The organism is Undibacterium sp. TC4M20W (assembly GCF_049340245.1).
In the GTDB taxonomy this organism is placed as follows: domain Bacteria; phylum Pseudomonadota; class Gammaproteobacteria; order Burkholderiales; family Burkholderiaceae_D; genus Undibacterium.
Window position 1 is genome coordinate 1 of the sequence record NZ_JBMPPI010000012.1, and the last position, 15,991, is coordinate 15,991.

A 15,991-nucleotide genomic window follows, 5' to 3' on the forward strand; every position below is an offset into this window, starting at 1 on the left:
GGTGAAAGAAAAGCGCTTGCGACAGCCACGGATAGGCACACGCAAATTGCAGCACCTGCTTCAAGCAAAGATGAGAGAGCGTGGCATTAAGCTAGGAAGAGATCGTTTATTCGCATTACTTAGGGAAGGCGATTACTGGTACCATGCAGGCGGGCGTATCACAAGACGACACACAGCCACCATCGCTTTCATAAGCATCCCAATTTACTCAAGGCTGGGCCGCAACAAGTCATCGCTTCGAGGGCAGAGCAAGTCTGGGTGGCAGATATTACCTACATTCAGACCAAAGAGAAATTTGTCTATCTGAGCTTGATCACGGATCTGCACTCCAGAAAGATCGTCGGGCACCATGTCCATGCAAGCTTGCAAACGGAAGAGGTCAGTTGTGCCTTCAAAGCAGCGCTTAAGAGCAGAAAAAGCCAGTCAGCTTTGATCCATCATTCTGATCGTGGAATTCAATATTGTTCCAGCTATTACCAGCAAATTCATCAAAAGCACAACATCACTTGCTCGATGACAGATGGGTACGATTGTTACCAGAATGCCTTGGCTGAACGTATTAATGGGATTCTAAAGAATGAATTCTTGCTCTCGACGCCAAAGAACCTGGAGGAAGCACGACAGATGGTCAGGCAATCTATTGATATTTACAACAACGAGAGGCCTCATTTAGCCCTCCAATACAAAACGCCCAATGCGGTGCATCGGGCGTCTTTACTGCATTTTTAGTTGTCAACCTATTTTAGGACTGGACACTGTGTCTTCCTGCTTCATTTTTTCAGGAAATGACAGAACAAAAAAATCCCCTGCAATTACAGGGGATTTTTTGTCTTGCTTGGCGAACTTGGCTGTGATTGCCTAAAGAATCGGCATTATTTCTTTAAACACTGAGCAAAGAATTTTTCGCTACGGTTGTACAAGTCAAATACGTTAACGTCTTTGTTAAAACCATGTCCTTCTTCTGGATAGACTTTGTAATCCAGGGTTTTGCCAGCTTTCAACAAGGCATCACGCATTTTTTCTCCATGAATCAGAGGAACACGTCTGTCATCCGAGCCCATGGTCAGCATGATGGGGCCTTTGACGTTGGCGGCATTCCTGGCTGGTGAGCGCAATTCAAACAATGCGGCATCGGCTTTGGAATCGCCTACCCAGAGTTTGAATTCATTGTTCAGGTAGCCGCCGGTTGCTGCATCCGCGAGTTCTGAAGTATCGGACCAGGAAACATTCTGCAAGAGGCCGAGATCACTGACGGCCACGACAGAGCTGGCGCAACGCCACAAATCAGGGTCTCTGGTCATGCCCTGCAGGGATGCGTAGCCACCGTAACTACCACCCATCAGCGCCATGCGTTTTTTATCGACTATGCCTTCCTGCACCAGGAACATGGCTCCATCATTGATATCATCCTGCATGGTGCCACCCCATTGCTTCCATGCCTTGACATAATGGTTGCGACCATAACCTTCTGAGCCGCGTGGTTCCAGTTCCAGTACGGCATAGCCACGTGAGGCAAAGAATTGCGCTTCAGGCCAGCGTCCCCAGGAAGAGAAGTGATAACCACGCACCATAGGGCCACCATGAATATTCATGATCAATGGCAGGTTCTTGGCCTCAGTGCCTTTAGGCAAGGTCAGGTAACCATACACAGGTAAGCCGTCACGTGCTTTGAAGCCTATATATTTGCGCTCTGCCATCAAGGCCGGATTTGCCCACTCACGGTCCTGCACTATGGGTTCCAGGGTTTTCTTTTGTGTGTCAAACAAATAGTAAATGCCAGACTGTATGTCTGAGGTGGCATGGACTAAAGCCTTGCTTCCATCAGAAGACAGCCTGAAGGCATTGTAGGTTGCCGGCAGGGAGGCATCGATTTGCTCAGACAGGGATTTTCTCGCGCTATCGCCAAACCAGATGCGAGTCGGTTTAGCTGCATCATAATACAAGCCAACGACCTTGCCATTCTCGTCATTGCTTTCGCGTATCAAGCGTGCGCTGGCACCCTGGCCATTGATATCAAATATAGGGTCTGCATGCACCAGCTCACCAAATTTCTTGGTGACAGTGTCATACTTGAACAGGGCCATTTTATCCAGGCCATCTTTGTTGGTAGAGACATACAAGGTGCGGTCATCATTGTCAAAGCCGAGCACGTCGTACATCGTGCCATCGTTGTAGCTCGACTGCTCGAATATCTTTTCCCATTTGTCGCTGTCGATGGGGCGGTGATAGTAGGCAGTCATTTGCGGCTGGCCAGCTGCAGGACGGATTTCACCTCTTTGTGCGATGCGCGGACGTTTATGAGTATCCAGTTCCCAGCCTTCTGTACGGCCTGGTGACTCAAACGTCAATAATTGCGAGCGTCTGGTTTTGAAGTTGAATTTATAGACATCCGCATATTCCTTGCTTCTTCCTCGCATGGAAACATAGGCTTCTGGCGAATCATTACCTTCTGCCATGATGATGCTGTCAATATGAATGTCGCCTTTCTTGCGTTCATTCGTATTTTCCAGCTCCATGCTTTTATCATTGTCTATATCGTAGTAGTAGGAACCTTTATAGACAAAACGGCCCCTTGCTTCTTGTCCGTCGGCAGTGCGATAGAACAGATATTTATTGCCTACCCAGCGACTCTCGGCAACGTCAAAGCGGGGAGATGAAGTGATGACTTTGGCTTTGCGCGTGGCAAGATCTATCAATACCAGATTGCCACGGCCATTCAGTGGCACGATCGCGGCGATGGTTTTTCCATCCGGTGACATCGACAAGTCACGGTAATCAGTCAGCTTGAAGAAAACTTCTACCGGTATTTCAGCGGCACTCTGATATGCCTTGGCTTCTGCCGGGGCTCCGGCATATGCAGCATAGATAGGCAAGGCAGCAAAAGCGGCAACGATCACATGTTGCAGCGTTGAACGAAATTTCATGTTTACTCCTAAAAATGGGGGCACTAGGCCCCCAAAAATTTGATCCTGTATTTACTTGTACATGGATGCAATGCTGCGTGTTTTTTCAATAATCGCTTTGATTATTTGAACGCGTATTTAACAGAGAATTGGAAACGACGGCCAAATGGACTGTTATAACCTGAGTTGTATGGGAATGAACCATTGTTCAGCGCGCTACGGGCATCAAATGGTGGCTTTGTATCAAACAGATTGGAGATGTTCAATGCCAGTTCCATGTTTTTGAAGCCCTTGTAACCGGTGAACCAGTTCCAGGTAGTAGTTGCAGCTACGCGGCAGTAGGAAGTTGGTGCACCATAAATGATGTCAATCTTACAGCTGTCTGCTGGCGTACCAACATAGTCATAACCCGAGATATAGTTACCAGATGCCTCATGTGACCATGGACCTTTTTCCCAACCAACTGCGAGGGAACCACGGAATTCAGGTTGGCTATAAGTCTTGTTGTAATCGACAGTTTCGCTATCCGGGAATGGCGTTGTCAGATATTCCCTGGTCAGTGACATTTTTGAACGGAAGTTCAATTTGCCGTATTCACCCAGATTCTGTTTGCCCTTGAAGTCCAGATCAAAGCCGCTGACCTGGGTCTTGCCGATGTTGATGTATGGCAGGCTTACTTCAGTGATATGACCACCTTTGTCGCGGGTGATGAATTTCGCGAAGTTAGGGTCTTTCTGATTCGACAGCAGATAGGTGATGTCCAGCGAGCTGATTTCATCACGGCGTTCTATTTTGTAATAGTCCAGTGTGACGCTATAGTCCTTGACCGGTTCCCAAACGATACCGATAGTGTTGCTGGTGGATTTTTCAGGCTTGAGGTTAGCGTTACCAGAAATATTTGCCTTCAGCGAGATATTGCAGTCTGGTTCATTACCAGTCTGGCACAGTACCGGATCTTGCTGACCGTTATAGAAACCGACTGAAACAGATGGAGAAATTTCACGGAAGTTAGGGGCGCGGAAGCCTTTTGCAATCGTGCCGCGCAAGACTACCGTAGGGAGTACACTCCATTTTGCACCTATCTTAGGTGTCAGAGAATTGCCACCGACACTGTAATTATCTGCACGCACCGCAGTAGATAATTCCAGGGATTTCAGTACAGGCAAATTCAACTCGCCATAAGCAGATGCGACATTGCGGCTGGAGAATGGCAACTTCGGCAAACCACCGATGGAATAAACGCGTTGATCCAGGAAGTACTGATCATCGACGTCACTGGTGGATTCGCGGCGGTATTCAATACCGGCAGCACCACCGGCAAAGCCCCCTGGCAATTCAAATAATTCAGAATTACTGACTTTCAGATCAGCAAACCAGGTTTTATTCTCGCCCTGGCGTCTCAACATAGGAGAGATTCTGGCGCGCACATCAGCTGCATTGTTGGCGGCGCCAGGCACATAAGTGCCATTTGCCAGTGCGGCTTCCATCTGATCGGTGATGATGAATCCGCGTTGATCTACGTTGACTTTACTTTGCAGATAGCCGATGGAAGTATCGTATTCCCAGCTACCCAATGCGCCTTTGAAACCGCCGATGACACGTGTTTCAGTATCCTTGACATCGATAGTGCGAGCACCCAGGTCGCCGGTACGCACCAGGTAACTCTTGCCACCAGCTACCGTGAAAGTACCAGCGTCGTCGTTCGCATAAAACTGCGGATCAAAACGCAAATTGGTTTTGATTTGTGTGACACCAGCTTCGATGAAGAAGCTGTGATTCGCGCTGAATTGATATTCGCCACGGGCGAAGATGGAATCGTTGGAACGTTTTGGAACCGCATCAGTCCAGTCAAAACGATCCAGCAGGCAGCGGCCGTTTGGTGCCAGGTTAGCAGTAGGGCATCCTGGCAGTGCAGTAATGACGTTATTGATCAGGACATTACCGGGTACTGAGTAAGCTGTGCGGCGATCGCCTTTGGTAATGCCAAAGCCACGGTAATCCTGGCTGTTATAGGCATTGATGTCGCGCATGGACAGGGCATCAGAGTCGTGATGCTCGAAAAAGCCCATCAGATTAAACTTGTCTGCTGCAATATCACCCATGCCATAGGAGAGATTGAAGTCTTTGGATTTTGCCTTGCCGTGAGAGGTTGTGCCACCACTGACTTTGACTTCGCTGCCAGTGTAGTCTTTTCTCAGCCAGATATTGATCACGCCTGCGATCGCTTCTGAACCATAAATTGCAGATGCGCCATCGAGCAAGACGTCGATATGATCAACGGCACCCACAGGTATCGCGTCGAGATTGGCAAATTGTGACTGGAAGCCGGTAATACCATATTGTGCAATACGGCGGCCATTGACCAGTACCAGGGTGGCGCCGCTACCCAGGCCACGCAGTGATGCAGTCGTTGCGCCTGGAGAGAAACCGTTGTATTCAACACCGGTCAGGGCACCGGCATTGTTTGACGAAAGATTTTGAATAACAGATGACAAGCTGGTGGCACCTGTTTTTTCCAGCTCTGCTCTGGTAATGATCTGTACCGGTGAGGCACCTTCGGTCTGCACACGTTTAATGTTTGAACCGGTAATTTCAATTTTTTGCAGTTTTGCAGGTTCCTCTGTAACGGCTTGCGCGTAACCGTTCATGGTGAGCATAGAGCCGGCCATCAGGCACAGGGCAGTACGCACCAATTGAGAAGCTTTTTTTTCTTTCAGGTACATATATTTTCACTTCCACCTTAAGTTGTTATTAATTTTATCGGCAACAATCAAACCGTTTTGCTGTTGTATGGTCGGCTTGATCAGCACCGATAGAGCTAACTGCATGACCTGTTATATTTTTTTAGCCATGCAGGCAAAACCAGAATGACCCTCTGGTTTGCGCGGTATTATGTAATGGAATGTAACTGGATTGTTAATAATTGTTGCTTACTCGCGACGGAAAAAAATATTAAGCATTTAATAAAGATTAAATTTTGTAAATGATTTTTTCAGACATGAGAATTCGTAATTTTGCTTATTTTCCTGACATTATTTTGTGTTTCTTTTATTTGTCATTTGGCATCTTGATAAAAATGTATATTTGTAGTGCAAATATACATTTTTTTTATGCGTATAGCTATGCTAGGTAATTCGCAGCTTGCACCAGACTGATAAGCATCTGCGCTGGCTGTTTTTTAGTTTGTCAGTTTGTACATCAAATGAGTTAAGTACCCAGACTCAAAATAAAGTGATTTTTAATCTGTTATTGCGTGCCAGCCTGGCATGTTGAAACGATATAATTTGCGCCTATCTTTTAGTAAATCCTGTTTTTGAGAGTGTAATTTGGCCAAGAAAGAACATGTATCAGTCACCCAGGCAACGCAGTTGCTGCGCAAGCACAAGGCTGAGTTTACCGAGCACCCGTATGCGTATGAAGAACATGGTGGTACTTCGGTGTCAGCCCGTGAACTCGGTGTGGATGAGCACCACGTTGTGAAAACCCTGGTCATGCAGGATGACGCTGCCAAGCCCATGATCGTGCTCATGCATGGGGACAAAAAGGTTTCTACCAAAAACCTGGCCCGGCAGATAGGCTGCAAGTCAGTCGAACCCTGCAAGCCTGAAAATGCGCAAAAGCATTCAGGTTACCTGGTTGGTGGCACGTCCCCCTTTGGCACTAAAAAGGCCATGCCTGTTTATGTAGAGCGCAGCATACTGGCCCTGCCAAAAATTTATATCAACGGTGGCCAGCGCGGCTATCTGATAGGCATAGCCCCCGGCTTGCTGGAAAGTCTGTTGCAGGCACGGCCAGTCGATTGTGCCATCGACGAATGAATCCAGTTCCAAGAATTTTGCCAGGCTAGCTGATTCTGCTACTAGCCTGGCTTATACTTGCGAAGCTTAAAGAAATGAAGGAATAAGATGAATACAATACTGGCGGCAGTTGCCGCTTACCTGATCGGTTCACTGTCGTTTGCAGTGGTGGTCAGCAAGCTGTTTGGCCTGGCTGATCCGCGCACGTATGGCTCAAAAAATCCGGGAGCGACCAATGTACTGCGTAGCGGGAACAAGGCCGCAGCGGTGTTGACGCTGTTGGGCGATGCCTTCAAGGGCTGGTTGGCGGTATGGCTGGCAATCCACTACCAGGATCAGTTTGATCTTGGTGACACCGGCGTTGCCATCGTTGCCCTGGCAGTATTCATCGGCCATTTGTGGCCAGTGTTTTTCAAGTTCGTTGGCGGCAAAGGCGTAGCAACCGCAGCCGGTATCTTGATCGGCATTGATATCTGGCTGGGTGTGGCGACGCTGGTGAGCTGGATGATGGTGGCGTTTGCTTTCCGTTACTCTTCACTCGCAGCCCTGGTCGCAGCGATATTTGCGCCTTTTTATTATGGTCTCTTGTTTGGGCCTGACATCAAAATGGCGGCCATTGCCGTGATGAGCGGGCTGCTGGTGTATCGCCATAGCCAGAATATCGCGAACCTGATCGCAGGCAAGGAAAGCCGTCTGGGTAGCAAGAAGACGGCAGTGAAAGATGACAAGAAAGACGACAAGAAAGAAGATAAAAAGCAGGACAAGCAAAAATAAGTCTTAAATATTGTAAATAAATCTAGATTATTCGCTACCCCTCACTTATGCTTAAAAAGCTCCATGCTTTTTAATTCATAAATGAGGGGTTTGCTTATGCTGACGCGATTTGTGAAACTTTGGATGGCAGGCGTGTTCACTCTGGGCTTGATGAGTTTTCCGGCTCAGGCAGCGGAGCATGGCAGTGCCAATGAGGCCAAGGCCATGGTGCAAAAAGCCATCGATGCGATGAAAAAGCATGGTGTCGAGGCGGCTGTAGCCGAGATCAACAAGCGCGATGGTCAGTATCAGGATCGTGACTTATATGTCGTTGTGTATGACATGAATGGCAAAAATCTCGCCCACCTGAATCCCAAGATGGTAGGCAAGGAGATGTTTGACCTCACCGATGTCGATGGCAAATTTTTTATACGTGAGCGTATAGAACTGGTCAAAGCCAAGGGCAAAGCCTGGCAGGATTATAAATTCGTTAATCCCACGACCAAGCAGATCGAACCCAAGTCCATGTATGTGGAGAAATTCGAGAATGTGATCGTCGGCTGCGGCATCTATAAATAGTACTGCCGTGGATAAATTCAGGTGGCAATCAATTCCTGTAAAGGCCAGCGCGGCTTCACATTAAAGCCGTAATCCCTGGTCGCCAGACCGGGATTGTTTTTCAGGCGCATGGCACCGGCAAAGGCGATCATCGCGCCATTGTCGGTGCAAAACTCCAGCTCAGGGTAATACACCTGGAAACGCTTCTTCGCTGCTGCCGCATTCAGGGACGCGCGCAACTGCTGGTTGGCCCCAACACCACCAGCGATCACCAGACGCTTCAGGCCACTTTCCTTCATCGCGGTGACGCATTTGGCGGTCAGCACGGCGACGATGGCATCGACAAAACCACGCGCAATATTTGCCTTGTCCTGCTCACATATATTTGCCGGGTGGTTTTTAACAACCGTCAGTACCGCTGTCTTCAAACCAGAGAAACTGAAGTTCAAGTCCTTGGAGTGCAGCATGGGGCGCGGGAACTGGTAAGCCGCCGGGTCACCAAACTCTGCCATGCGCGAGATAGCCGGTCCGCCCGGATAAGACAAACCCAGCAATTTGGCTGACTTGTCAAAAGCCTCACCTGCCGCATCGTCCAGGGTTTCTCCCAATAGCTGGTAACGACCAACGCCATCCACCCGCATCAACTGGGTATGCCCGCCAGAGACCAGCAAGGCAACGAAGGGAAATTCGGGTGGCTGGCTGGCCAGCAGGGGAGACAGCAGGTGGCCTTCCAGATGATGGACACCGAGCACGGGCTTATCCAGTGCCATGCCCAGGCCACAGGCAACCGAAGCACCGACCAGCAAGGCACCAGCCAGGCCTGGTCCCTGGGTATAGGCAATCGCATCTATAGCTTGTTTTTCTGTGCCAGACTTAGTCAACACTTCGGTCAGCAGAGGCAGGGCGCGGCGTATATGGTCGCGTGACGCCAGTTCCGGCACGACCCCACCATATTCCTGGTGCATGGCGATTTGCGAATGCAGGGCATGCGCAAGCAGGCCGCGCTCTGTGTCATACAAGGCCAGGCCGGTTTCGTCACAGGAGGATTCAACGCCGAGAACTATCATATCTGTTTCTAAGTAAGGGAAAAGCAAGCGAATGACATAGGCATGGCAAGAATGCAAGCGATTGTCCACTTGTATTCCAGCGCAGGGATTGGTGTGATTCTTGCTATTGCTGGTAAACGTAATTATATCTGGCATGGGCCATCAATGCGCGGCAAAGCAAATACTGACGAAGCGACAACACCGGCAACACCAGCATCAACCAGTCTGCGGATTGTGGTGGTGAACACGGTCATCCAGCGCGAAGACGAGTTGCAGGAACACGCCCAGGCACAATTGGCCCGCTCACGCGCCTTGCGCATAGGCTTGCTGCAAGCGGGTTATAACATCATCGCCGTTATTCCTGGCGACATCTATATGAGCGAGCGCATCGCCCAGTTGCAGCCAGACATGATCATTATTGATGCCGAGTCTGATTCGCGTGATGTGCTGGAACATATGGTCATGCTGACCCGTGATGCGCCTCGCCCCATCGTTTTGTTTACTGAAGATGGCAACCAGTCGAATATGGCCGCCGCCATGGAAGCTGGCGTCTCGGCCTATGTAGTTGCCGGTTTGCAGTCTGAGCGCATCAAGCCTGTGCTGGATGTCGCCATGGCGCGCTTCAATGCAGATCAAAAGCTGCGTAGCGAATTATCCGATACCAAGGCCAAGCTGCAGGAACGCAAAACAATAGAACGTGCCAAGGGGCTGCTGATGGAGCGTCATCATCTTTCAGAAAACGAGGCCTATCAAAAAATGCGCAAGCAAGCCATGGAAAAAAACCTGAAGCTGGTGGATCTGGCGCAGCGCATGCTGGATGTGGTGGATTTGCTCGGTGGCTGAGCCAAGCTTGTGCATGCAAATGGTGCGTTGCGTCATTTGAGTGCGCAGCAACTGGTATTTTTAAGAGGATTTCGCTTCATAGTATTGGCATGAAGAGCCGAGTCCTTTAATTTAAGCTGGCACGGCAATTGCTGTAGCTAAAGAAAGTGCCAAAGCTGGCGCTTCAGAAAAAATGTGAGTCTGACTAACGGCGGTCACCTCACAAGACAAAGGTGTCTTTCCATCCGGTTTATCCGTGGTGGAACGACACCTTTTTTCATTATAGAAATCAATTTAGCTGGAGTGCAGACATGTCGAATCAGGAAACTTCTAATAATCTCATCAAGACGCAGGAAGAAAATGAACCTAATTTCAAACGTCGCAGTTTCTTGCAAACTGCCGCACTGGCAAGCGGGGCAGGCATCATGGGCTTGAGTACCGGTGGGGTATGGGCTGCGGGATCAGACAAGCCAGAAAAAGAAGAGGTGCACATAGGCTTCATTCCGCTGACTGATTGTGCTTCGGTGGTGATGGCATCGGTGCTGGGTTTTGATAAAAAATACGGTATCAAGATTATCCCAAGCAAAGAATCTTCCTGGGCCAGCGTGCGTGACAAACTCGTCAATGGCGAGCTGGATGCTGCCCATGTTTTATATGGCCTGATCTATGGTGTGCAGCTCGGGGTAGGCGGCAATAAAAAAGACATGGCCGTGCTGATGACGCTGAACAATAACGGCCAGGCGATTACCTTGTCGAAGAAGCTGGCAGAGAAGGGCGCTGTAGATGGCGCTGGCCTGGCCAAGCTCATGCAAAGCGACAAGCGAGAATACACTTTTGCCCAGACTTTCCCTACTGGCACCCATGCGATGTGGTTGTATTACTGGCTGGCTGCCCACGGTATCAACCCCATGAAAGATGCCAAGGTCATTACCGTACCACCACCGCAAATGGTGGCAAATATGCGGGTCGGTAATATGGATGGTTATTGCGTAGGTGAACCCTGGAACCATAGGGCGATTGCAGACGGCATAGGTATCACCGCGGCAACGACACAGGACATCTGGAAAGACCATCCAGAAAAAGTTTTGGGCACTACGTCTGAATTCGTACAGAAATATCCAAACACTGCGCGGGCAGTTGTGGCCGCGATTCTCGATGCCAGCCGCTGGATCGATGCGTCCCTGTCCAACAAGACCAAGATGGCAGAAACCATTGCCGATAAATCCTATGTGAATACTTCGGTCGATGTCATCAACCAGCGTATTTTGGGACGCTACCAGAATGGCCTGGGCAAGACTTGGGATGATCCTAACTACATGAAATTCTTTAATGACGGTGCAGTGAATTTCCCTTACCTGTCAGATGGCATGTGGTTCCTGACTCAGCACAAACGTTGGGGCTTGTTGAAAGCTGACCCGGATTACCTGGCGGTGGCAAAAGCGGTTAACCGCATCGATATCTACAAAGATGCTGCGACCATGGCCAAGGTATCTGTACCAAAAGACCCCATGCGCAGCAGCAAGTTCATGGACGGTACGGTCTGGGATGGCAAGAACCCGGCTGCCTACGCAGCTTCTTTCAAAATCAAGGCTTAAGGAGTTGTCATGAATACCTTGGTGCATAGTGCAATGTCTGCCGCAGGTGATACCAGCAGCGCAGCAACTACAGTGACGGAAGTTAACGTGGTAAAGGAAATCAAAACCAAAGCAGAAAAAAGACCACGCTCGTTCCGGCCATTTTTCCTGAGTGTGTTGCCGCCTTTATTTGGCATAGGCATGCTGATTTTGATCTGGGAAATCATCGCAATCAAGAACACGACTTTCCCTTCACCATGGGTGACTTTGCAGGAAGCCATCAAGGTGTTTTCTGATCCCTTTTATCAAAAGGGGCCAAATGACCAGGGTATAGGCTGGAATATTTTTGCCTCTCTCAAACGGGTCGCAGTTGGCTTTGGCCTGGCTGCAGCGGTAGGCATACCGCTGGGATTTTTGATAGGCCGTTTCAAGTTTTTGTCCGGTATGTTCAATCCCATTATCAGCCTGTTGAAGCCAGTCTCGCCACTGGCCTGGTTGCCCATAGGTTTGCTGGTATTCAAGTCGGCTCATCCGGCGGCGATATGGTCTATCTTCATCTGCTCCATCTGGCCTATGATCATTAACACCTCAATTGGTGTGCAGCGAGTGCCGCAAGATTATATGAATGTCGCCCGCGTACTCAATTTGTCTGAATGGAAAATCATCACCCGTATTCTCCTGCCTTCGGTTCTGCCGTATATGCTGACGGGCGTCAGGCTGGCGATAGGCACGGCCTGGCTGGTCATCGTCGCTGCAGAAATGCTGACAGGTGGCGTAGGCATAGGCTTCTGGGTCTGGGATGAATGGAATAATCTGAACGTACCACACATCATCATTGCCATCGTCGTCATCGGCATGGTGGGGCTGATATTGGAGCAAATCCTGGTAGCGATAGCACGCGCCTTTACTTATGAAGATGTGGGGACATGATCATGAATGAAATCGACAACAAGTACATAGAGATCAATCAGGTAGAGATGGTCTTCAATACCAAAAAAGGCAGTTTCCATGCACTGCGCGATATCAATCTGAATGTCAAGAAGGGCGAGTTCATCACCCTGATAGGCCACTCTGGTTGTGGCAAATCGACGCTGTTGAATTTGATTGCTGGCTTGACCAATGCCAGTGCTGGTACCTTGCTGTGCGCGCACAGGGAAATTTCCGGCCCATCACCAGAACGCGGCGTGGTGTTCCAGAATCATTCTTTATTGCCCTGGCTGACCTGCTATGAAAATGTCTTCCTGGCAGTCGAGCGTGTGTTTGGCGCAACCGAGAATGGGACCAAGCTGCAAAAGCGCACCATGCAAGCGCTGTCACTGGTGGGTCTCACGCATGCCGAGAAAAAACGCCCGAATGAAATTTCTGGTGGCATGAAACAGCGTGTAGGTATCGCCCGGGCATTGGCGATAGAACCCAAAGTCTTGCTCATGGACGAGCCCTTCGGTGCTCTTGATGCCCTCACGCGTGCGCATCTGCAAGATGAATTGCTGAAGATCGTTGCCAAGACGCAATCCACCGTGGTCATGGTGACGCATGATGTGGATGAGGCGGTATTGCTGTCTGACCGTATCGTCATGCTGACCAATGGTCCGGCAGCGACGATAGGTGACATCTTGAAAGTCGATCTGGACAGGCCGCGTGACCGCGTAGCGCTGGCGCAAAATCCACAATATGCAGCTTACCGTACTCAAGTGCTGGAGTTCTTATATCACCGTCAATCACATCCTGTGCATGATGCCGCCTGAACTTGCCTGAATAAAGCATTTGCTGGAATCGGCGTTTCTGAGTTGCTTTAAAGATAGTGGTTTGTAGAAACTCTATTATCGTCGCCGTTTCATTGTTTTTTGGCAATGAAACGGCGTTTCTGCATTGTATTTGCTGTTATGTAATAAATTATCTAAATGCAATGTTTGGAATGTTTTGTCCTAAAAAGCGCGGCAATATGAAATATAAGTCTCTGTTCAATTCACCAAATGAAAAATAGTTTTCATTTTTAATGCGGCTAATTGTGACAATATGTGCGGAAATCAATTAAATCTATGAGAGAATGCCTAATTCTTTTGGAAACATTTTTTTACAGATTCATAGGGATTTGTTGATGTGAATGTGGTCAGAGATACCTCAGGGCAAATAATTGTTTTGCCGCAAGAATGCAGGTATTTTTTCCATGAATGCGCAACAGGTTCTGGCTTTTTATATTGATTGCATGACATGTTTCGCTGGCTTTTTCTTAATGAAAGTGCATTAACGCCTGCCGAGCACGCTGCATGGAAATTAAGTGCACTACGTATCATTTTGATGTCTGGCTTTGTGCTGGAGGCGGCAGTAGCGATTCACAGTTCCCTGGACGCAATCGCAGTTGGTGCTTATCAGGTGCTGTGGGTGGTTGGCTTTTTCTATGCTGTGCTGGCATTGGGGCTGTACTATTCATCCCGTCATCTGCGCGCCGGTGCCGCTATACTCATAGGCACGGTATATGCGTCTGCATTCGCCATTGTTTGTCTCATCGATCAGTTCGAAATAGCCAAGTTTGGCTATATCTTCATCTATACCACCCCGATTATTGCCCGGCTGTTCTTTGGTACCCGGCTTGCCATAGGTCTGATGGCATTCAATGTATTACCTTTTCTTTTATTGTTATTGAACCGGCCCCTGTTCAATGTGCCGGGCTTTGATGTCACCCTGCCGGCCAGCAATACCTATATACAGTCTCTGTTATTCCTGTTCTTTAATACCTGCGTACCGCTGGCTGTATTCAGGGTGTTGCATGAGCTTGACGTATCAGCATTGCGTTATCGCCAGGCCAGTGCAGCGCTGGAAGTCAGCCATGCGCAGTATGAAGAAGTGTTCCAGAATGCCGGCACGGCTTTGCTGTTGACTGACGCCAGCGGGCAAATCCTGCAGGCGAACCAGCTGGCCAATAATTTACTTGGACGTGAAGCGGATGATGATGGCGACCGTGCCTTGTTTGGCTGGTTGTCACTGGATAACAGTGTGCGTCTGAAAAGCCCGAATGCCGAAGAATCAGAAAACATGCGCATGTCGGCTTACCGCACACGTGATGGCAAACTGGTTGCACTGGAAAATATTTCACAGACTTCTACCGATCACTACATCGTCGCCTTGCGCGATGTTTCTGGTCTGCATTCCATGCACCATGCGCTGCAACTGAGCTTGCAGCGTGAAGATTACCTGAGCCGTCATGATGCACTGACCAATCTCCCCAACCGAGACATGTTGCGCAGCCACCTGCAAGGCGTGTTTGCCAATAATGATGAGACCAAAGTCACTGCTCTGGTGTCTTTCCGGCTGAACAGCATACGTCATGCCAATCAGCAGTTTGGTGCTCATACTGGCGATATCCTGCTGCGCCGTTTTGCCGAAGAATTGTCACGTGCCTTGCCGAAGAATTGTTTTTGCGCACGCCTGCGCAGTATCGTGTTTTCATTTGTCGTCGAGAATTCGCGTACCCCAGGTGAAATTATCAAACTGGTAGAAAAAGTCAGAAATAATTTACCTAAAGAGCTGGAAATCAATGGTGAGAATTTATTGATACAGTTCTCGGCCGGTATCGCCCTGGTGAGGTCAGAAGATGTTGATCCAGATGATCTGATACGCCGTAGCGAAGTGGCACTCGATACTGCCCGCCGCTCCAGTGACCAGAGTGTCACCTTGTTCGATGAAGAAGATGCCCTGCAAATACGCCGCAGTGTCGAGATTGAAGTCGGTATCGTCAATGGTCTCAAGCAAGATGAATTCCGCCTGGTATATCAACCCAAGGTCGATAAGCATGGCAAGATCGCAGGTCTGGAAGCTTTGCTGCGCTGGGAATCACCCAGCCTTGGCAATGTCGCCCCGGCAGAATTTATTCCGATTGCCGAGCGCGCCGGCTTGATACGCCTGATCAGCAACTATGTCATGAACCAGGTCTGTTGCCAGGTCAGGGACTGGCTCAACCGTTTTGCTGATTGTCCCGTAATTGCGCTGAATTTGTCAGCAACAGATATCGCCCGCAATGACTTGCTGCAACTGATAGATAATTGTTGCAACCGTTATGATATTGCACCTTCTTATATCGAATTTGAGATTACCGAGACCGGCCTGATCGCCAATGAGGCCCTGACCATACATCATCTTGATGAGCTCAAGGCGCGCGGTTTCAATATTGCGATTGATGACTTTGGTACCGGTTATTCATCGCTGTCCAAGCTCAGCCATTTCCCGGCACAGAGCGTCAAGATTGACCGTTCCTTCGTTGCTCAGATAGGCAATAACAAGAAGAGCGAAATGATCATCAAGGCGATTATCTCGCTGGCCAATATCCTGTCTTGTCACACGGTGGCCGAGGGGGTCGAAAACGAAGAGCAGGAACGGTTCCTCAAAGAGATAGGCTGCGATTACTTCCAGGGATATTATTATTACAGGCCACTCGAAGTCTCCGCACTGGAATTGCTGCTCACTGAAATGCCAGCCAAAGAAGCTGCGCCATCTTACAAATTCAAACTTGCCTGACATTTTTCATGTCATATTTCCCGCAT

General features: G+C 49.1%; 11 protein-coding genes and 1 pseudogene. 9 read left to right on the forward strand and 3 right to left on the reverse strand.

Annotated elements, in window-relative coordinates; translation table 11 throughout:
- Positions 1-729, forward strand: a pseudogene (locus ACO0LL_RS15645) (IS3 family transposase); the annotation flags it as partial.
- A 143-nt stretch (positions 730-872) separates the two neighbouring features.
- Here ACO0LL_RS15645 and ACO0LL_RS15650 read toward each other — a convergent pair.
- Both ACO0LL_RS15650 and ACO0LL_RS15655 read right to left on the reverse strand, forming a co-directional pair.
- On the reverse strand, positions 873-2,924 hold the full coding sequence (locus ACO0LL_RS15650; RefSeq protein ID WP_422951780.1) for a prolyl oligopeptidase family serine peptidase: 2,052 nt from the start codon (positions 2,922-2,924) through the stop codon (positions 873-875).
- 101 nt (positions 2,925-3,025) lie between these two features.
- Positions 3,026-5,626, reverse strand: coding sequence for a TonB-dependent receptor plug domain-containing protein (locus ACO0LL_RS15655; protein ID WP_422951781.1), 2,601 nt, complete (start codon positions 5,624-5,626; stop codon positions 3,026-3,028).
- Between the two features lie 603 nt (positions 5,627-6,229).
- Here ACO0LL_RS15655 and ybaK point away from each other — a divergent pair.
- The 3 genes from ybaK to ACO0LL_RS15670 all read left to right on the forward strand — a co-directional run bounded on the left by ybaK (position 6,230) and on the right by ACO0LL_RS15670 (position 8,032).
- On the forward strand, positions 6,230-6,721 hold the full coding sequence (gene ybaK, locus ACO0LL_RS15660) for a Cys-tRNA(Pro) deacylase (protein ID WP_422951782.1): 492 nt from the start codon (positions 6,230-6,232) through the stop codon (positions 6,719-6,721).
- A gap of 87 nt (positions 6,722-6,808) precedes the next feature.
- Positions 6,809-7,474 carry a glycerol-3-phosphate 1-O-acyltransferase PlsY gene (gene plsY, locus ACO0LL_RS15665; protein ID WP_422951783.1) on the forward strand — a complete coding sequence of 222 codons (666 nt, stop codon included), beginning with the start codon at positions 6,809-6,811 and terminating at the stop codon, positions 7,472-7,474.
- A 96-nt stretch (positions 7,475-7,570) separates the two neighbouring features.
- Positions 7,571-8,032 (forward strand): cache domain-containing protein, encoded by a 462-nt coding sequence (locus ACO0LL_RS15670; protein WP_422951784.1) that lies wholly within the window; start codon positions 7,571-7,573, stop codon positions 8,030-8,032.
- Between the two features lie 17 nt (positions 8,033-8,049).
- Here ACO0LL_RS15670 and tsaD read toward each other — a convergent pair whose 3' ends face one another.
- Positions 8,050-9,078 carry a tRNA (adenosine(37)-N6)-threonylcarbamoyltransferase complex transferase subunit TsaD gene (gene tsaD / locus ACO0LL_RS15675; protein WP_422951785.1) on the reverse strand — a complete coding sequence of 343 codons (1,029 nt, stop codon included), beginning with the start codon at positions 9,076-9,078 and terminating at the stop codon, positions 8,050-8,052.
- Between the two features lie 144 nt (positions 9,079-9,222).
- On the opposite strand from tsaD, the gene ACO0LL_RS15680 reads away from it, so the two are divergent.
- The 5 genes from ACO0LL_RS15680 (at position 9,223) to ACO0LL_RS15700 (ending at position 15,965) form a co-directional block, all read left to right on the forward strand.
- Positions 9,223-9,900 carry an ANTAR domain-containing response regulator gene (locus ACO0LL_RS15680; protein WP_422951908.1) on the forward strand — a complete coding sequence of 226 codons (678 nt, stop codon included), beginning with the start codon at positions 9,223-9,225 and terminating at the stop codon, positions 9,898-9,900.
- Between the two features lie 404 nt (positions 9,901-10,304).
- Positions 10,305-11,474, forward strand: coding sequence for a CmpA/NrtA family ABC transporter substrate-binding protein (locus tag ACO0LL_RS15685; RefSeq protein WP_422951909.1), 1,170 nt, complete (start codon positions 10,305-10,307; stop codon positions 11,472-11,474).
- A gap of 9 nt (positions 11,475-11,483) precedes the next feature.
- Positions 11,484-12,383 (forward strand): nitrate ABC transporter permease, encoded by a 900-nt coding sequence (ntrB, locus tag ACO0LL_RS15690; protein ID WP_422951786.1) that lies wholly within the window; start codon positions 11,484-11,486, stop codon positions 12,381-12,383.
- Between the two features lie 2 nt (positions 12,384-12,385).
- Positions 12,386-13,198, forward strand: coding sequence for an ABC transporter ATP-binding protein (locus tag ACO0LL_RS15695; RefSeq protein WP_422951787.1), 813 nt, complete (start codon positions 12,386-12,388; stop codon positions 13,196-13,198).
- Positions 13,199-13,664: 466 nt separating this feature from the next.
- Positions 13,665-15,965 (forward strand): putative bifunctional diguanylate cyclase/phosphodiesterase, encoded by a 2,301-nt coding sequence (locus ACO0LL_RS15700; RefSeq protein ID WP_422951788.1) that lies wholly within the window; start codon positions 13,665-13,667, stop codon positions 15,963-15,965.
- Positions 15,966-15,991: the final 26 nt, after the last annotated feature.